A 16,470-nucleotide genomic window follows, 5' to 3' on the forward strand; every position below is an offset into this window, starting at 1 on the left:
GTTATGGGTGCGTCGACTCATCAGGCAAACCGAGATGAACTTATACTTCACTCATCTTTAACTGACCCATGCTTAAACACTATGACGTTCCTTAATGATATTGCCAGCCAATATCCTGAAGCAATATCGTTCGCCCCTGGTCGCCCTATAGAAAAGGACTTTAAATTCGGCGACATCAGCTTTTATATAAATATTTATATCGATCATCTTATGAAAAATGAGCATCGCTCAGAGAGCGGCGTGATAACTCAATTATTTCAATACGGCCCCTCAGAAGGATATATTCGCGCACTCATTGCTGACATGCTGAATATAACAGACGGTATTACTTGCTCCCCAGAGGATATTGTAGTCACGTCTGGTGCACAGGAGGGAATGCTACTAATTTTACGTGCTCTTTTTTCTGATAGTGACGATGTTTTACTAGTTCCTCAACCTGTTTATGTAGGCATTATTGGCGCAGCAAGATTGTTGGACATCCGCATTGAGACATTCGATATCCATGAACACGGTGTGGAAATTAGTGAAATTAAGGAAAAAATTCAAGCCACAGAAGCAGAGGGGGGAAAAGTCAAAGCCCTTTACATCAATGCTGATTTCTGCAACCCCATCGGTATATCCCTACCGCTTAATCAGCGCAAAGAGTTGGTCAAACTTGCCCGCAATTACAATCTAACCTTGTTAGAAGACAACCCTTATGGCATTTTCGGATCAGAGAGGAGTATTAATCCTACCTTGATCTCACTCGACCTGCATAATAACCACGTTGCATACCTCGGTTCGTTCTCTAAAACATTATTTCCCGGTGTACGGGTGGGGTTTATTGTTTCCAGACGATTATCCTTAGCATTAACAAAGATAAAAAGTATGCTTACACTCAACACTTCACCTATTGGCCAAGCAATTGTAGGCGGCGTACTACTGGAGTGCCAAGGGGACCTTCGACACCACTGTAAAACAAAAATAAATTTTTATCTAAATAATCTAGACGATTTACTAAATCAATTAGACGCAAGCTTTCCCGAGGGATCCCACTTACGGTCACAAATATCATGGAATCGACCTAAAGGTGGTTTTTTCCTAGTGCTCAGGCTTCCTTTCCCAGTTAATTTGTCGCTGCTAAAAATCTCTGCTGAGCAGCATGGTGTTCTTTGGACACCCATGGAAATATTTTACTCACCGCCTAGAGAGTCCAATGAAATCAGGCTCTCGTTCAGCTATCTAACCCCTGAGGAACTCAAAGAAGGAGTCATCCGGTTGAGTGACTTTATAAAAGAATGTATGGCTATAAACACGCCTAAAGCTTTTAATAAGCAAAGTAAAGGAGACGAGTATAAATGACCGCTTTTCTGTACTTCGCTTGCATTATGGTATGGGGGTCGTCATGGATTGCCATTCAAATGCAGTTGGGGGACGTACCGATACTGGCCTCTATTTTCTACCGCTTCGTAATCGCGGCCCTACTGCTTCTCCCATGCCTAATTATTATTAAAAAATTACAAAAAACAAAACCTATTGACCATCTTTGGTTTGTTGGACAAGGAGTGTGTTTCTTTTCTTTAAATTTCTTATGCTTTTATCATGCTACGCAATATATCCCCAGCGGAATTGTCGCTATCATTTTTTCCACAGTGCTGCTTTTTAATAGTATAAACCGTTGGCTATTCTTACATCAGAACACCTCACTGAGTGAATTCGCAGGAATGTTTTTTGGCGTAGCAGGCATTATTCTTTTATTCTGGCGTGAGCTGACACAGCAAATTTTCGGCGCAGATCTGTTCACTGGCATACTATTCGCGTTACTGGGAACATTGATTTTTTCATTTGGCAATATGATATCTATTCGTAACAGTTCCAAAGGCATCACTCCACTAACCAGCAATGGTTATTCTATGGGGTACGGAGCTCTGATCTTATTGTTAGCTGTCATCCTCACAGGAACGCCCTTTAAGTTCAGTTTTACTTACCAATATATTCTCAGCCTACTTTACCTTTCAGCTTTTGCATCCGTACTAGGGTTCACTATTTATTTGACTCTGGTGAATAAGATCGGCATCAATAAGGCTGCATATTGCATGGTGGCCTTCCCAGTCGTAGCGATACTGATTTCCACATTATTTGAAGACTTCCACTGGGATCCAACTACTTTTTCAGGTGTTGGCGTTATCATCTTCGGTAATTTTTTGATGGTCTCTAAGTTAGAGTGGCGCATCAAAAAACCGTCAAGAGAGCAGAGCTAACAACATTTTCTACATTTCATACACGAATAAGGAACTATCTATGCCCGTCGTTACTATCGCCCAGTCTCCAGGCCGGACGTTGGAGCAAAAACGTGAGCTCATCAAGAAAATTACCGAAGCATTTGTCGACAGCTATAATGTCAAACCGGAATCTGTCACAATATTCCTCCAAGATTATGACGACCAAAACTGGGGCAAAGCGGGTCTATTGCATATAGACACAAAGCATACCAAGGGTTAATTTGGATATCATCCAATGCCGTTGCCTTGTTTCTTCATCAAGTATTATAGGACATACTTAATTCTCAATTGCGGGTTTTCGGCCCTAGATTCAAGCAATAAGTGCAACACCTGCTGTGTCCAGGGCTCCTGAGTACTCTCCCAGGAACACCTGTGCCGGTATCCGGTAACCGAGTCGCTTTCGAGGGCGGTCATTGAGCTTCCTGACCACCCTGCGCAGCTCGGCATCGGTGACCTGACGGAAGTCTGTCCCCTTGGGGAAGTACTGCCTGATCAGGCCATTGGTATTCTCGTTGCTCCCACGCTGGCCGGAGCAGTAAGGGTCACAAAAGTAGATATCTGCGCTGACCGCCTGGCCAACGGCGACGTGACTGGCAAACTCGGAGCCATTGTCCAGAGTGATGGTCTTCACAGCTCCCCGGCGTGGCTTCAACAGCCGGATCATGGCCGCTTGCGTCAGGTCTGCTGAGACCCTGGGCAACCGTGCTGCCAGGAGATAACCACTACGCCGCTCTACCAGGGTGACCAGGCCCGATTGCTTGTGCCCCTGAACCACGGTGTCACCCTCCCAATGCCCGATGAAGCGGCGTTCCTCGACCTCCGCCGGGCGATGCTCGATGCCCACGCGATGGGGGATCCTGCCAAGTCCTGCGCTTTTGGCCCGGGCACGGCGTTTGCTGTGCCGCCGGGGCTGACGAAGGTGCCGCCACAGGCCGCCACCCCGGGCCTTGTCATCCCGGACCAGGGAGTAGATCCACTGGTGGCTAACGCCCACGCCGATCAAGGGGGCCATGAAGCCGCTGATCTGCTCGGGACTCCACTCCTCGCGGAGCCGTCTGGCGACGAAGTCCATCAGGCTGGGTAGGCGCTTCGTCCACTTCCAGGCGGTGCGGCGTCGATGGTCGCTACGTTGCTGGGCCTGCTCAGGGTCATACCCCTCGGGCGTAAGCGTTCATTCCAAGACGTAGTTGACCTACTTCACGTCCCGGAGAGGTCTCAATAACTCCGGCGAGACCTTGTACTGCTTCCTGCCATCCTCATCCAGCACGATCACGCTCTTGCGGTTGATCTTGGTGACAATCCCCAGCACGGGGCCTTCCCGGCTCTCGAAGGTCACTTTCAGGCCCACCCGCAACTGGCTCAGCGCCTGGAGGTTCTCCCGGTCACGCAGTTCATCAATTCGCCGGCAGATGTATTGATTCAGTTCCAGCAACTGGTCGATGCTCATGTCGTCAATGCGCATGAACGGTGGCCTCCGGCTGTTTGTTCTGTCGGTCAGGATGGCGTGGATCGATCAGCGCCCGTAGCGGATTCTCGGCGAACCGGGTTTTCCAGAGACGAGGCGTCAGGTCGCTGACGTCACTGGCCGGATGCTGGCTGATGCGTTGCAGCACGTCCACCAGGTAAGTGTAGGGGGTAATATTGTGCAGCTTGCAGGTGCTGATCAGACTCTGGATGATGCCCAGGTGTTCCGCCCCCAATTCAGTCCAGCAGAACATCCAGTTTTTCTTGCCCATGGGAATGGGGCGTAGTGCCCGCTCGAGGTGGTTGGTGTCTGGCTGCACGTCTGGGTTTTCCAGGAATACGCTCAGGCTGGCTTCCCGGCTGAGCACGTAGTTCAGAGCTTTGGTCAGTGGATCGCTCGGCACCAGGCCGCCTGACGCCAACTGATCCCGGCACCACTGGAAGAAGCCGCTAACGACCGGTTTCGAGTGTTCCAACCGGTACTGACGTTTCTTCTCGCCAGTCAGCCCGTGGGTTCTGATGGTTTCTTCATTCCGGTACAGCGCTGCGATTCGTTGCAGGGCCTCGGTGACGGTTTCCGGGTGATCCTTCTGCGCCTCGATAAAATAACGGCGGCTATGCACCCAGCACTGGGCGTGGGTGACGTTCTCTTGGGCAGCAGCGTAGCGGGCATAGGCCGCGTAGCCGTCACTGATCAGCGTGCCGTTGAACGATTCGCTGAGGATGGCTTCGATGTGGGCACGCCCACGGCTGTTCGAGTAGGTGAACACCACCTCGTCGGCATCGCCGTATAACGGCCAGAACCAGCCGGATTTCAACTTGCCTTTTTGCGGGCCCGCCCGACCCTGGTGACCGGCCTTGATCGGCGTTTCATCCATGGCCAGCACCCGACTGCGCAGCACGTTGTCGGTCTGGGCATCCACAATGGGCCGAAGCAGGTCGATCACGCGCTTGACCAGATTGGTCAGGGTGCTGCGGCTGATTGTGATACCGGCTTGCTGGATGCGCTGGTGCTGACGGTACAGCGGCAGGTGGAACTGGAACTTGTCCACCAGCAACCCGGCCAGCAGACTGACATCGGCCAGGCTGTTGTCCAGCACGTTGAACGGGGCCGGCGTGGTGATGGGCTTGTCACTCCCCTTGCGCCGGAACACCGGGCGCTCCACCTTCAGCACCACGTAACTGGAGGCCCGCTGGGCCAGCCGGTAGGTGGTCTTACTGCCGATTACTTCGTACTGATCGGCCTCCGGCCCTGTCAGCTCTGGCGGCAGATACTCTATGACTTCCACCGGCACATCAGAGGTAAAGCGCAGACCGGTGTCGTTCAGGCAGCCATCGTCGCGCTGCTTCTTGCCGGTGCCACGCTGATAGGCCTTGATGGGGCGTTCTTCTTCGTCAGCAGGCGGCGCCGGTAGCGGCGCTTCCTCTGGCTGGAACAAGCTGTCCTGCCCGGGAAGATCGAACACCTGCTTCTCGGATTTCGGACCGAACAGCTGCTTTTTGAACCAGTCCAGTTGATGCGTCAGCTGACGAATCGCTTCTGCCTGGGCTCCCAACTGCTCCCGCAACACGGCATTCTCCTCGGCCAGAGCCGAGTAGGAAGGTGCATTGGAAGAAGGAGCGGAAGCGGTTGAATTCATGGCCGATATTATATCGAAAGTCGGCCTTCTATACCCCTCGAAAACGCTTGAACTGGCGATATTTCTGCACCTCGATGCCATCGATCAGCAGTTGCAGATCCGTCAGGGTCAGGGCTCGCTGCCCGGAGGCGGATAACGGCACCCGGAACTGGCCCTGCTCCAGGCGCTTGGCCCACAGGCAATAACCGGTGGCGGTGAAGTACAGCATCTTCATCTGGGTCTTGCGACGATTGACGAAGACGAAATACTGGCCACTGAGCGGGTCGTGCTTCAACTGATTCCGAACCAGGGCGCTCAGGCCCCGGAAGGATTTGCGCATGTCTGTGGGTTCGGTACATAGCCAGATGCGCGCCTGGCTATCGAGCCCGATCATCCGTTCTGGCTCAGCCGTAGCTCGACGCCGTTACCCAGGCTGAGCACAATATTCCAGCCTAAGCCGGATGATGGCGACGTGCCCATCAGTGACGACAAATCGAGAAAGCTGGCTTCTCCAGAGTCTGTCGAATTATCGGTCGGCTGATCGGACAGGCGCTTTCGCCAGTTGCAGAAGCTGGAATAGCCAATGTTCTCTTGTTTACAAAACTGCGAAGCTGACAGACCACTGTCACGATGCTGGTCAACCAGGGCCTGCCACTGTTCCGGGGTGCGGTGCTTTCTCATGGGGGTAACCTCGTGTGGGCAAATGTGAGGTTACTGTAGGGCGAATGTCAGCCGGGCGGCAGGACGTCTTAGAATGAACGCTTACCCTCGGGCGTCGTGTGACGACGCAGCTCCCGACTCACCGTGCTGTCATGAACACCAATAGCTCTGGCGATCTGTCGCTGGCTCATGCCTGCACACCTGTAAGCGTGAATCTGGTATCGTTGGGTCTGGGTCAGCTGTCGGTATGCCATGCTCTGCTTCACTTTGGTCGGTAAAGCAGAGAGGGTACCGGCGCTGGCCCTCCTGCTTCTACCTTGTGATCCAAAGTGCTGCGGTTATTCTATGAACCCGGCTTATTCACGAGACTCACCTGAAAACGAAGATGGCGAGTGGTTTTCTCTTGTAGAATCAGTATGTTCCTGCCAGAACACGATTCAAGAGGACCACTCGCCATGGGTGAAAGCCTATCCACCTGGACGCCCTCGTGCAACGGCTCTGTCCGTGTCGAGCTGAGCGGCCAGCGCACCACCAGCGACAGCGGCGCTCTGCTGTTGCGTGAAGTCCTCGACAACAGCGGCGTGATTGAGGCGCTCGAAGACAACCTGGTCGATCCGCGTCACCCGCTGCGTATCCGCCACTCGCTGGCCAGTCAGCTACGCACCCTGGTGCTGCAGCGCGCGATGGGCTGGATCGACCTCAGCGATACCGACACGCTGCGCCGTGACCCGCTCTGGCAGCTGGCCTGCAGCGATGCGCGCGGGACGACGCCATTGGCGCAGGACAGGCCGTCTCAAGCCACGCTGTCGCGGCTGCTGACCTGCCTCGGCCGAGACGACAACATCGATGCCGTGCACGAAGGCCTGCTGCGACTGGTGGTCTGGTGCCTGACCTCGCTGAAGAACGGCGAGCGCCCCAAACAGCTGACCTTGGACATCGACGGCCTGCCAATCGAGGTCCACGGACATCAGGGCGGCTCGGCGTATCATGGCCTTTACGGTGCGCGGATCTACTCACCGCTGGTCGCCTCGCTAGCCGAAACCGGCGATATGGTCGGCGGGCTACTGCGAGAGGGTAACGCCGGCCCGGCAGAGAACGCCGACACCTGGATCCCGCATCTGGTACGACGACTCAACGAGAGCACCGGGGCACAGGTTCGTGTGCGCATCGACGCCGGTTTTACCGATAACGCGACGCTGGAGGCCCTGGAGGATCGGGAGATCGAATACCTGGGCCGGTTGCGCAGTCACACCGGTCTACAGAAGCTGGCAGCACCGCTCCTGAAGCGGCCACCCGGCCGGCCACCCGAGCAGCCTCGCGAGTGGTGCCACGACCTGGCGTATCAAGCCGGCTCCTGGTCGGCACCGCGGCGCGTAGTGCTGGTGGTGCAGGAACGCCCCGATGACCTGCTGCTGCATGCCTTCTTCCTGGTCACCAACCTCAGCAAGTTCGACTGGCCGCCAGAGAAGGTCCTGGCGCTCTATCGCAAGCGCGGCAGCGCCGAGGCGCACATGGGCGAGGTGAAGTCGGCGCTGGACGTGCACCTCTCGTCGACCGATCGCGGCGCCTCCACCGTTCAGAACGTGATGGCCCGCAACGAGGTGAGCCTGCTGCTCAGCCTCTACGCCTACCAGGTCCTGCATGGCCTGCGCTGCCTCCTGGAGCGGCAAACCCGACAAGGCTGGAGTCTGAGTCGGATGCGCGAGCAGGTGCTCAAGGTCGCCGCCACGCTGAGGCTGCACGCTCGGCGAATCACCGTTCATCTGGGTGCCGCCGCCGACAAGTGGTGGCCGACGCTGCTGAAGGGGCTACCGAAGCTGACCGCACTGAGCTGACGCTCCTGCGAGACCACCACAGCATCAGAAAGCGAGCGACCGGAGCGGCGGTCGGCGATCACGGCTGCTTGGACGGCCGCCATTGATTCCAAAGAGCTATAAGTAAGTAGGAAAAGGGCTGCGTTCTGGCATTACTCAACAGCCACTCGCGCTGAAGAGGCGAATCCTGATAAGCAATGCCAACAGCCAGTACCTTCAGACCGCTCAATCAGCGCCCTCGTGAATAAGGCGGGATGAATCTAGGGGCCAAGGTTAACTATTGCGTCTCCAGGACAGGGAACTATGTAGTAGTTAGATAAAAAAACCATCAGGAAGCTTCGCTTGGAGATAGCTCCCTCGGCGGTGAGTCAGCAGATAGGATAGTGCTGCTGGAAGCAGCCTTGGGAGCAACCCTCATGGAGCGCCAGCGCGGCGGCATACGCCCCACGCCCGTCGGCGAGATGCTGCTGGAGTACTGCGAGCGGCGCAGCGCCCTCGATGAAAGCTTCATCACGTCCCTCGAAGCCTACCAGCGGCTGGAAACCGGAACGATTTCCCTCACCGTGGGCGAAGGCTTCGTCAGCGACCTGGTGGCTTCTCCCCTGCATGAATTCACCCAGCGCTATGCGGGCATCCAGCTGGATATCCATATCGCGGGCACATCCGGCATCATCGATGCGATTGTCGAGGATCAAAGCCATATTGGGCTGATGTTCCACGAGCGTACCCATCCGCAGCTACGCTTCTGGGCCTCCAGCCCGCAGCCGTTGATGGCCATTCTGGCGCCGCATCACCCCTTGGCCGAGCAGCCCCACCCGCTCACCCTGGCACAGCTCAGCACCCAGCCCATGGCCATGTGGGACACCACCCATGGCGTGCGCCAGATGGTCGACCAGGCGTTTCAACAGGCCCGCCTTGCTCCGCGCATGACCATGAACACCAACTCGATGGTGATCCTGGCGCAATACGTGCGCAGCGGCATGGGGGTGACGCTGCTACCGGCGTTTGCGGTCGCCCACGACCTGGACACCGGCAGCCTTGTCGCACGCCCGGTAGACGACCCGCTGTTTCAGCGCTCCCAGGCCCACATGGTCACCCGGGTGGGCCGCCAGCAGCCCAAGGCCAGCATCCTGCTGCTGCGCCACCTGCAGCGCTGGATGCAGGCCTTCAGGGACCCGGCATCGAATCAGCCGACACCGCTGCCGTAGCCAAACGCCACGCTGGCCTCCGGTGCGGTTTCCACCCAGACGCTTTGCGGCACCGTGTATTCGCGCAGGCCGTCCAGACCGCTGGAGCGGCCAAAGCCGCTGTCGCCAAAGCCCCCGAACGGCGACATCACGCTGATCGCCTTGTAGCTATTGATCCATACCGTGCCCGCCCGCAGCTGCCCCGCCACGCGATGCGCTCGGGCCACGTCCTGGCTCCACACGGCACCGGCCAACCCAAACCGGGTATCGTTGGCAAGCCGAACGGCCTGGGCCTCGTCATCGAACGCCATGGCGATCAGTACCGGGCCAAACACCTCCTGCTGGGCAATCTCCATGTCGGGGGTGACATCCACCAGCACCGTGGGCGCGATAAAGTAGCCCTGGGCGTCGTCAGGCAAGCCTTCCGGGCGTTTGCCCCCCGTCAGCACGCTTGCCCCTTCCGCTTCAGCGGCCTCGATCATGCGCGTCACCTGCTCGAATTGACGGCGGTTCTGCAGCGGCCCCATGCGGGTGGCTTCATCGCTGGGCAAGCCCACGTGAATCTGCTCCGCCGCTCGGGCCAGGCGGGTAGTGACCTGCTGGAAGACCGAGCGCTCGATCAGCAGCCGCGAACCCGCCACACAGCTTTGGCCCGCCGCCGCAAAGATGGCCGCCTGGGCGCCAGCTACCGCTTCATCGAGCTTGGCGTCGGCGAACACGATATTGGCGGATTTGCCGCCCAGCTCCAGCACGCTGGGCACCAGGCGCCGCGCCCCCGCCTCGGCGATCAGGCGACCACTCTGGGGCGAGCCGACAAACACCAGCTTGCTGATGGCGGGATGGTCGGTCAGCGCCGCACCGGTAGTTCTGCCCAGCCCGTTGACGATATTGATCAGCCCTTTGGGCAGGCCGCCGCTTTCCAGCCGCTGAGCAATCACCACCGAGGTGAAAGGGGTCAGCTCGGAAGGTTTCAGCACCACCCCATTGCCCGCCGCCATGGCCGGTGCCAGCTGCCAGGCACAGGTGAACATCGGCGCGTTCCAGGGCGTGATCTGCCCCACCACCCCATAAGGCACGTGGCGCACGTAGTTAAGATGCGTGGTGGGCACCGGAATCACTTCGCCGTGCTGCTTGTCGCACCAGCCAGCGTAGTATTCGAACATCTCGCGCACTTTGCCCACTTCGGCCCGGCAGTCGCGAATCGGCTTCCCCGCCACCACGCTTTCCAGCTGTGCCAGCGCCTCTTCATGGCCTTCCAGGCCCCGTATTGCCGCGTTCATCCGCCGCCCGCGCTCGCTGGCCGTCAACGCCATCCACTCGCGCTGGCCCCGCTGCGCGGCTTGCGTGGCGCGCTCGATAAGCGCCGCACCCGCATCGCGGTAGCTGACCAGCGCCTCCCCCGTCGCCGGGTTGATCAGCGTGATCTCTTCGCCTTCTCCGGCCACCAGATCACCATCGATCCAGTTGCTCAACGGCGTTTTTGCCGCTAACCCAAAGCCGTTCAGGAGTGCGGCAAGCTGGTCGCTGGCGTGTTGGCTGAGTGGGCTCATGAGTGGCTCTCCGTTTGGCGGGCACAGGCAAGAATCGGCGTGGTGATATGGTTGAAGTCGTCGCTATCGGCGGGCTGCTCCGGGCTTGCGTGCCAGGCATTCACCACCGCCTGCAGCAAGGCAAGGGGAATACCCAACTGCTCAGCGGCGTCCCGCGCCAGGCGCAGGTCCTTGCGCATCAAGCCGGTGGTAAAGCCCGAATCGAAGCGTTCGCTCAGCACCCACTCGGGGAAGTTCACCTCGCTGATGGCGCTGCGCCCCGAGCCACTGTTGATACCCGCCAGGCAGGCGGCAGGCTCGACGCCTGCCTTGGCGGCCATGGCGACGGCTTCGGCGGTCGTGAGCAGGTGCGCCGCACACAGGTAGTTGTTGGCGAGCTTCACCACGTGGCCGCTGCCCGGGCCGCCCACATGGGTGCGCTTGGCCGACATGGCCTCCAGCATCGGCATGACTCGCTCCAGGGTGGCATCATCGCCGCCCAGCAGCATGCCCAGCGTGCCGTTGGCGGCGCCCTTGGGGCCGCCGCTGACCGGGGCATCCAGCCAGTGAAGGCCCGCTGCGGTGACTTTTTCGGCCAGCTCGCGGCTGACGGCGGGGTCACTGGTGGAGGTATCGACGATCACACTGCCCTTGGGGGCCAGGGCGAGCAGGCCAGGAGAGGTTTCGATCACCTCGCGCACGTGGGCAGAAGTAGGCAGCGAGAGCAGGTAGACATCGCTGGCAGGCAGGGCATCCGGTGCCACCACGGCCAGGCCCAAGCCTGCGAGCCTTTCCCGCGCGGCCTCAAACAGGTCACTGCCCGTGACCTCGAAGCCGGCGGCCTGCAAGGTCAGCGCCATATTGCCGCCCATCTGGCCCAGGCCTATCACGGTAATCGATAAAGCGTGTTCGGTTTGCGACATCATCAAACTCCTTGGCATGCCATGAAACACTGAATGCGGGGTAGACGCTCCCCTACCCAGTGGGCATCAGAGAGCGAATGGATGTATTACGTCATCGTCAGACGAGCAGTGCGTTGACCAGCGCTACCCAGTAGCGCGTTCCGAGCGGTAACAGCGCATCGTTGAAGTCGTAGTGGGGGTTGTGCAGCGACGGCGAATCTTCGCCGTTGCCCATCCAGATATACGCACCTGGGCACTCGGCCAGCAAAAACGAGAAATCCTCGGAGGCCATGCTGGGCGGCGGGTTGCGCAGCACCTTGCCTTGGCCAAGCAGCCCCTCCAGCACCGTGGCGCAGTGCTGGGCATGCGCTGGGGTATTGATCGTGGCGGGGTAGCAGCGCTGGTAATCCAGTTCCACCGTCAAGCCATGGAACTCGGCCAGGCTGGCAATGGCCTGCTTGAAACGTGCTTCCAGGCGCTCTTTCAGCGCCATGTCGAAGCAGCGCAGCGTGCCGCGCAGCGCCACCTGCTCGGGAATCACGTTGAACGTGTCTCCGGCATTGATGCTGGTGATGCTCAGCACCGCCGACTTGTCCGGCGGCGTTTCACGGCTCACCAGCCCCTGCAGCTGGCTGATCAGCTGGCAGCTCGCCAGCACCGTATCGGTGCCCAGGTGGGGCATCGCCGCATGGCAGCCTTTACCGGTCAGCGTCAGGCTGAAGATGTCGAACGCGGCCATGACGTCGGTATCGTGCACCGCAGCGACCCCCACCGGCAGCCCGGGCCAGTTGTGCAGCCCGTACACGGCATCCATGGGGAAGCGCTCGAACAGGCCGTCCTCCACCATGGCACGGCCACCGCCCTCGTTCTCTTCGGCGGGTTGGAAGATGAACACCACCCGCCCCTTGAAGTCGGGCTGCTGCTTCAGCGCCCAGGCCGCTCCCAGCAACATCGTGGTATGGCCATCGTGGCCGCAGGCGTGCATCTTGCCCGGCGTCTGCGAGGCGTAGGCCAGCCCGGTCTCTTCGCGGATGTCCAGGGCGTCGATATCGGCCCGCAGGCCGATGGTCTTGCCTTCCCCCTGCTGGCCATCCAGAGTGGCCACCACGCCCGTGCCCGCCAAGCCCGTGGTAACGTCGAAGCCCCACTGGGTGAGCAGCGACACGATACGCGCACTGGTGCGGTGCTCCTCGAAGGCGGTTTCGGGGTGCTGGTGGAAATCCTGCCGCCAGGCGGCGAGTTCAGCGCTGTCGGGTATGGTCACTGACGCAGCCATGGTTCACTCCTTAAAGCATGATGTGCGCGACGACGGCGGAGCCGATGAACGTGCCGGTGAACACCAGCAGCGCCACGATGACCAGCTTCCAGCCAGTCTGGCGGAACATGGCAAACTCACGGCCGGTCAGCGCCAGCCCGGCGTAGGCCAATACCGGCGTCACGACCGCCAGGAAATTCACCGCCGCCAATTGCGATACGATCCAGGCGCTCCCCGGAAACGAGGGTAACGTGACCAGAATGCTCACCAGGGATACCCAGGCCACGCTGGGCAAGTAGAAAGGGCACAGGCGACCAATCACCAGCCCAATAATCACCAGCCCGTAAAGAATCAGCATACCCGGCAGCGCTTCCAGCAGCGGCGCACCGTTGACGGTATTGCTGAACCAGGCCGCCACGCAGACCGCTGCCAGCACCAGGGCGGTCTTGCCCAGCTGGTTTTCCGGGCGCAGCTCTTCCAGCGCGCCCTTGTCCAGAGATTCTGTGGTCATGTCATTAGCCTTCATGTTGCGTCTCCTGGCGGTTACCGGTCAGGCGCTTGTACATCCACTCGGTGACGGGCAGCGCGATAAACAGGGAGATATACAGCCCGGTGGCATAGGTCAGCAGGTTACTGGCCCCGGCAAAGGCCAGCAGCTCATCCCGAGAGGCCGGCACTGCTTCGGCGAGGGCGGCCGAACACGCCGCCACCATGCTGCCGCTACCCACCCCACAGGCCATGGCAAGCGCGCGAACATCCAGAATGTCCAGCGAAGCGATATAGCCCGCCATCAGCGCGAAGTAGAGCGTGCCAAACATGGTGCCCACCACGTAGACGCCCATGATGCCGATCCCTTCCGGGCTGCGCAGGCCATAACGATCCGAAATGATGGCAATATTGGGCTCACGGGCAATCGAATAGGTGGCACCGACCGCTTCACGGCCCATCTTCAGCACCAGCACCGCAAACGGCAGCGCCAGCAGCATGGTGCCCAGGTTGCCCAGCTCCTGAAGGATCAGCGCAGGCCCGGCGGCGATGATCTGCTCGATGGCAGGACCAATGGTAGAGCCAAATTTGGCGATGAACGGCAGAATAGCGATCAGGATGATGGGCCCGGCCGCATGGCTGACCGGCTTGGGAATGACCTTGCCCATCGCCGAAAACAGATGCGGATTGAGCAGCACACCGATCACGAAGGCGTAAAGCAGAGGGAGTAGCAGCAGCGTTCCTGGCCCTAGCGGCATGCGTAAGATGCCTATCCATTCCGACAACATCGACGTCACGATCACCGTGAGGTGCAGACGCCAGTCCAGCAGCAGTTTGAGATCCATGGGAGTGGTCCTGTTTTTTTTAGAGTCACTCCGAGTATCGAAAGGTTACTGTTCCAATCATAGCGATTTTGTGCGCTACTTTTTAGAACACCCAAGCGAATAAACGCTTGGCCAACGCACAGCATTCGTTGGCCTGCGCCAGATAGCGACAGCGGCGCCGAGTTGGCTCTATACTCAAGCACGACTAAAGTCTAACAACTTAACAACACCACACTTTCGAGGTCCGCTTAGAAAATCTATGCCCATTTCACTGCCCCTACGCCGCCTCTGGACGCTGGATAAGTTCGCCTACAGCCTGAGGGTCTTCATCGCCTTCAGCGGCGCTTTGCTGTTGAGCGGGCTAATGGGCGACGTGGCCCTGGTGATCCCGCTGTTTCTCGGCATCATCGCCTGCGCGCTCTCGGAAACCGACGACAGCTGGCAAGGGCGGGCACAAGCCCTGGCGGTCACCCTGCTGTGCTTTGCTTCGGCCTCGTTCGTGGTGCAGTGGCTATTCCCCTGGCCGTGGCTCTTTGCCGTGGGGCTGGCAGTCTCCACCTTTACGCTGATCATGCTGGGCGCCATTGGCCAGCGCTACGCCACCATTGCCTCGGGCACGCTGATTCTGTCGATCTACTCCATGATCAACATCGAGCAGCACGGCGGAGTGGATGAGGACGTGGCGGCACGCCAGCTGCTGCTGCTGGGCGGCGCGGCCTGGTACGGGGCGATTTCCGTGGTCTGGTGCGCGCTGTTCTCCCGCCAGCCGGTCAAACAGAGCATGGCACGGGTGTACAAGGCGCTGGGGGAGTTCTTGATCCTGAAATCGGCGCTTTTCGAGCCTGTGCGCGGGGTCGATGTGGAAGCCCGACGCGTGGCGCTGGCCCGCCAGAACGGCCAGGTGGTGGATGCCCTGAACCAGGCCAAGGAGATGATCTTTCGCCGCCTCGAAGGCCAGCGCGGCAGCCGCAAGCTCAACCGCTACCTGCAGATCTACTTCATTGCCCAGGATATCCACGAGCGGGCCAGCTCCACCCACTACCCTTACAGCGCGCTCACCGATGCGTTTTTCCATCACGACGTGCTGTTTCGCTGCCAGCGCCTGCTGGACCAGCAGGGCCGTGCCTGCCGTCAGCTGGCCAAATCGCTGCTGCTCAATCGCCCGTTCAGTCACGAGCAGAGCGAGCAGGCGCTAGCCGATCTGCGCGCCTCCATCGAGAACCTCCGCGAACGCGGCAAGCCCGAGTGGCGGCCCCTGATTCGCCCGCTGACCGCCCTGGCCGACAACCTCACCACCCTGGAAACCCAGATTGCCAGCGCCCATAACCCTGCCGCCGATGAAGAGCGCCGCGACAGCGCCCTCTACGACCGCTCGCCCTCCAGCCTGCTGGAAGCCTGGAAGCGCGTGCGGCTCAATTTCACGCTGGGCTCGCCCACCTTTCGCCATGCGGTACGCCTGACCACCGCCCTGCTAGTGGGCTATGGGCTGCTGCAGTGGCTGGACCCCAAACAGGGTTTCTGGATACTGCTGACCACGCTGTTCGTGTGCCGCCCGAATTTTGCCACCACGCGGCGCTTTTTATCTCAGCGTATCCTCGGCACGGTGCTGGGCCTGACCGCGGGCTGGATGTCGATCAGCCTGTTTCCCCAACCGCTGGTCCAGAGCATGATCGCCGTGGTGGCGGGGGTATCCTTCTTCGCCAATCGGGAAAAGCACTACGTGATTGCCACTGCCTCCATCACCCTGCTGGTGCTGTGCAGCTTCAATCAGGTGGGGGATGGCTTCGATCTGATCTGGCCCAGGCTGTTCGATACCCTGATTGGCTCGCTGATTGCCGGGCTGGCGGTGTTCTTTATCCTGCCGGATTGGCAAGGGCGGCGGCTCTACCTTGAGGCGGGCAAGGTGCTGACCAACCATCGTCACTACCTGGACGAGATCGTGCACCAGTACGAAGAGGGCAAACAGGACGACCTGGCCTACCGCCTGGCCCGGCGGAATGCCCACAACGCCGATGCGGCGCTCTCGACCCTGCTGACCAACATGCTCCACGAGCCAGGCCACTACCGCAAACAGGACGCCGACAACGGCCTGCGCTTCCTGGTGCTCTCCAACACGCTGCTCAGCCACCTTTCGGCGTTAGGCGCGCATCGTCATCGGCTGGCAGAAGATGAAGACGATGCCGCCTTCGTCCCCCTCGCCAAACGGATTAGCGCTCTATTAGAGCAACTGGCCGAGCAGTTAGATAAACGTCTGCCGGTGGAGTTACTGACCGAGCCTGCCAACGAGCTGCTGAGCCAGTTAGAGGAACAAAGCGGCGCGCTGGATGAGAAAGCCATCACGCTCTATCGCCCCATCCAGAGCCAGCTACGCCTGATTGCTGGGCAGTTGGGGCCGCTCAGCGAGGCGGCTGGGCGACTGGTGGCACCCGGCAGCCTTCAAACCGACGCAGCTGAAGCGCTACGCTAGCT

General features: G+C 59.3%; 15 protein-coding genes and 2 pseudogenes. 6 read left to right on the plus strand and 11 right to left on the minus strand.

The genetic code is table 11. The features are described from left to right. The first annotated feature begins 3 nt into the window (after positions 1 to 3). From KVY02_RS17740 to KVY02_RS17750, 3 genes are read left to right on the plus strand one after another with little or no spacing between them, the layout of a single operon-like run. Entirely contained in the window at positions 4 to 1,341 is a 1,338-nt protein-coding gene (locus tag KVY02_RS17740; protein ID WP_096921785.1) for an aminotransferase-like domain-containing protein, read from the plus strand. Then, the gene (locus KVY02_RS17745) at positions 1,338 to 2,240 is read left to right on the plus strand and encodes a DMT family transporter (protein ID WP_096921784.1); all 903 of its coding nucleotides are present in this window, start codon (positions 1,338 to 1,340) and stop codon (positions 2,238 to 2,240) included. Before KVY02_RS17740 ends, KVY02_RS17745 begins: the two co-directional genes overlap by 4 nt. 40 nt (positions 2,241 to 2,280) lie before the next feature. Next, positions 2,281 to 2,481, plus strand: a complete 201-nt coding sequence (locus tag KVY02_RS17750) for a tautomerase family protein (RefSeq protein WP_096921783.1) — start codon at positions 2,281 to 2,283, stop codon at positions 2,479 to 2,481. 90 nt (positions 2,482 to 2,571) lie between these two features. Here KVY02_RS17750 and KVY02_RS17755 read toward each other — a convergent pair. The 6 genes and pseudogenes from KVY02_RS17755 to KVY02_RS17780 all read right to left on the minus strand — a co-directional run. Beyond that, a pseudogene (locus KVY02_RS17755) lies at positions 2,572 to 3,360 on the minus strand (IS30 family transposase); the annotation flags it as partial. Positions 3,361 to 3,453: 93 nt separating this feature from the next. Beyond that, positions 3,454 to 3,723, minus strand: a complete 270-nt coding sequence (locus KVY02_RS17760) for a hypothetical protein (protein WP_022519664.1) — start codon at positions 3,721 to 3,723, stop codon at positions 3,454 to 3,456. Continuing rightward, entirely contained in the window at positions 3,713 to 5,365 is a 1,653-nt protein-coding gene (locus tag KVY02_RS17765) for an IS66 family transposase (protein ID WP_022519765.1), read from the minus strand. The genes KVY02_RS17760 and KVY02_RS17765 overlap by 11 nt, the downstream gene beginning before the upstream one ends. Before the next feature lie 28 nt (positions 5,366 to 5,393). Continuing rightward, a complete protein-coding gene (gene tnpB, locus KVY02_RS17770) occupies positions 5,394 to 5,738 on the minus strand; it encodes an IS66 family insertion sequence element accessory protein TnpB (RefSeq protein ID WP_016915087.1) in 345 nt (114 codons plus the stop codon). Next, positions 5,735 to 6,025, minus strand: a complete 291-nt coding sequence (locus tag KVY02_RS17775; RefSeq protein ID WP_022519766.1) for an IS66 family insertion sequence element accessory protein TnpA — start codon at positions 6,023 to 6,025, stop codon at positions 5,735 to 5,737. The genes tnpB and KVY02_RS17775 overlap by 4 nt, the downstream gene beginning before the upstream one ends. A 92-nt stretch (positions 6,026 to 6,117) precedes the next feature. Continuing rightward, positions 6,118 to 6,258, minus strand: a pseudogene (locus KVY02_RS17780) (helix-turn-helix domain-containing protein); the annotation flags it as partial. Positions 6,259 to 6,420: 162 nt separating this feature from the next. Here KVY02_RS17780 and KVY02_RS17785 point away from each other — a divergent pair. After that, positions 6,421 to 7,839: an IS1380 family transposase gene (locus KVY02_RS17785; RefSeq protein WP_218314060.1), complete on the plus strand. Its 1,419-nt coding sequence runs from the start codon at positions 6,421 to 6,423 to the stop codon at positions 7,837 to 7,839. Positions 7,840 to 8,219: 380 nt separating this feature from the next. Further along, positions 8,220 to 9,026: a LysR substrate-binding domain-containing protein gene (locus KVY02_RS17790; protein WP_256357537.1), complete on the plus strand. Its 807-nt coding sequence runs from the start codon at positions 8,220 to 8,222 to the stop codon at positions 9,024 to 9,026. On the opposite strand, the gene KVY02_RS17795 is transcribed toward KVY02_RS17790, so the two are convergent. The 5 genes from KVY02_RS17795 to KVY02_RS17815 form a co-directional block, all read right to left on the minus strand. Further along, complete coding sequence (locus KVY02_RS17795) at positions 9,005 to 10,555, minus strand: aldehyde dehydrogenase family protein (protein WP_218314061.1); 1,551 nt, start codon at positions 10,553 to 10,555, stop codon at positions 9,005 to 9,007. The two genes, KVY02_RS17790 and KVY02_RS17795, sit on opposite strands and share 22 nt — an antisense overlap. Then, a complete protein-coding gene (locus tag KVY02_RS17800; protein ID WP_016915492.1) occupies positions 10,552 to 11,457 on the minus strand; it encodes an NAD(P)-dependent oxidoreductase in 906 nt (301 codons plus the stop codon). The genes KVY02_RS17795 and KVY02_RS17800 overlap by 4 nt, the downstream gene beginning before the upstream one ends. Before the next feature lie 97 nt (positions 11,458 to 11,554). Further along, positions 11,555 to 12,712, minus strand: coding sequence for a M20 aminoacylase family protein (locus KVY02_RS17805; protein WP_081194963.1), 1,158 nt, complete (start codon positions 12,710 to 12,712; stop codon positions 11,555 to 11,557). 10 nt (positions 12,713 to 12,722) lie between these two features. Further along, positions 12,723 to 13,217 carry a hypothetical protein gene (locus KVY02_RS17810; RefSeq protein ID WP_016915494.1) on the minus strand — a complete coding sequence of 165 codons (495 nt, stop codon included), beginning with the start codon at positions 13,215 to 13,217 and terminating at the stop codon, positions 12,723 to 12,725. Then, positions 13,207 to 14,022 (minus strand): DUF3100 domain-containing protein, encoded by an 816-nt coding sequence (locus KVY02_RS17815; RefSeq protein ID WP_016915495.1) that lies wholly within the window; start codon positions 14,020 to 14,022, stop codon positions 13,207 to 13,209. Before KVY02_RS17815 ends, KVY02_RS17810 begins: the two co-directional genes overlap by 11 nt. A 238-nt stretch (positions 14,023 to 14,260) precedes the next feature. On the opposite strand from KVY02_RS17815, the gene yccS reads away from it, so the two are divergent. Next, positions 14,261 to 16,468, plus strand: coding sequence for a YccS family putative transporter (gene yccS / locus KVY02_RS17820; protein ID WP_218314062.1), 2,208 nt, complete (start codon positions 14,261 to 14,263; stop codon positions 16,466 to 16,468). The last annotated feature ends 2 nt before the right edge of the window (positions 16,469 to 16,470 follow it).

Origin of the sequence: Halomonas sp. 18071143 (genome assembly GCF_019211725.1) — a bacterium.
Taxonomy (GTDB): Bacteria; Pseudomonadota; Gammaproteobacteria; order Pseudomonadales; family Halomonadaceae; genus Vreelandella; species Vreelandella stevensii.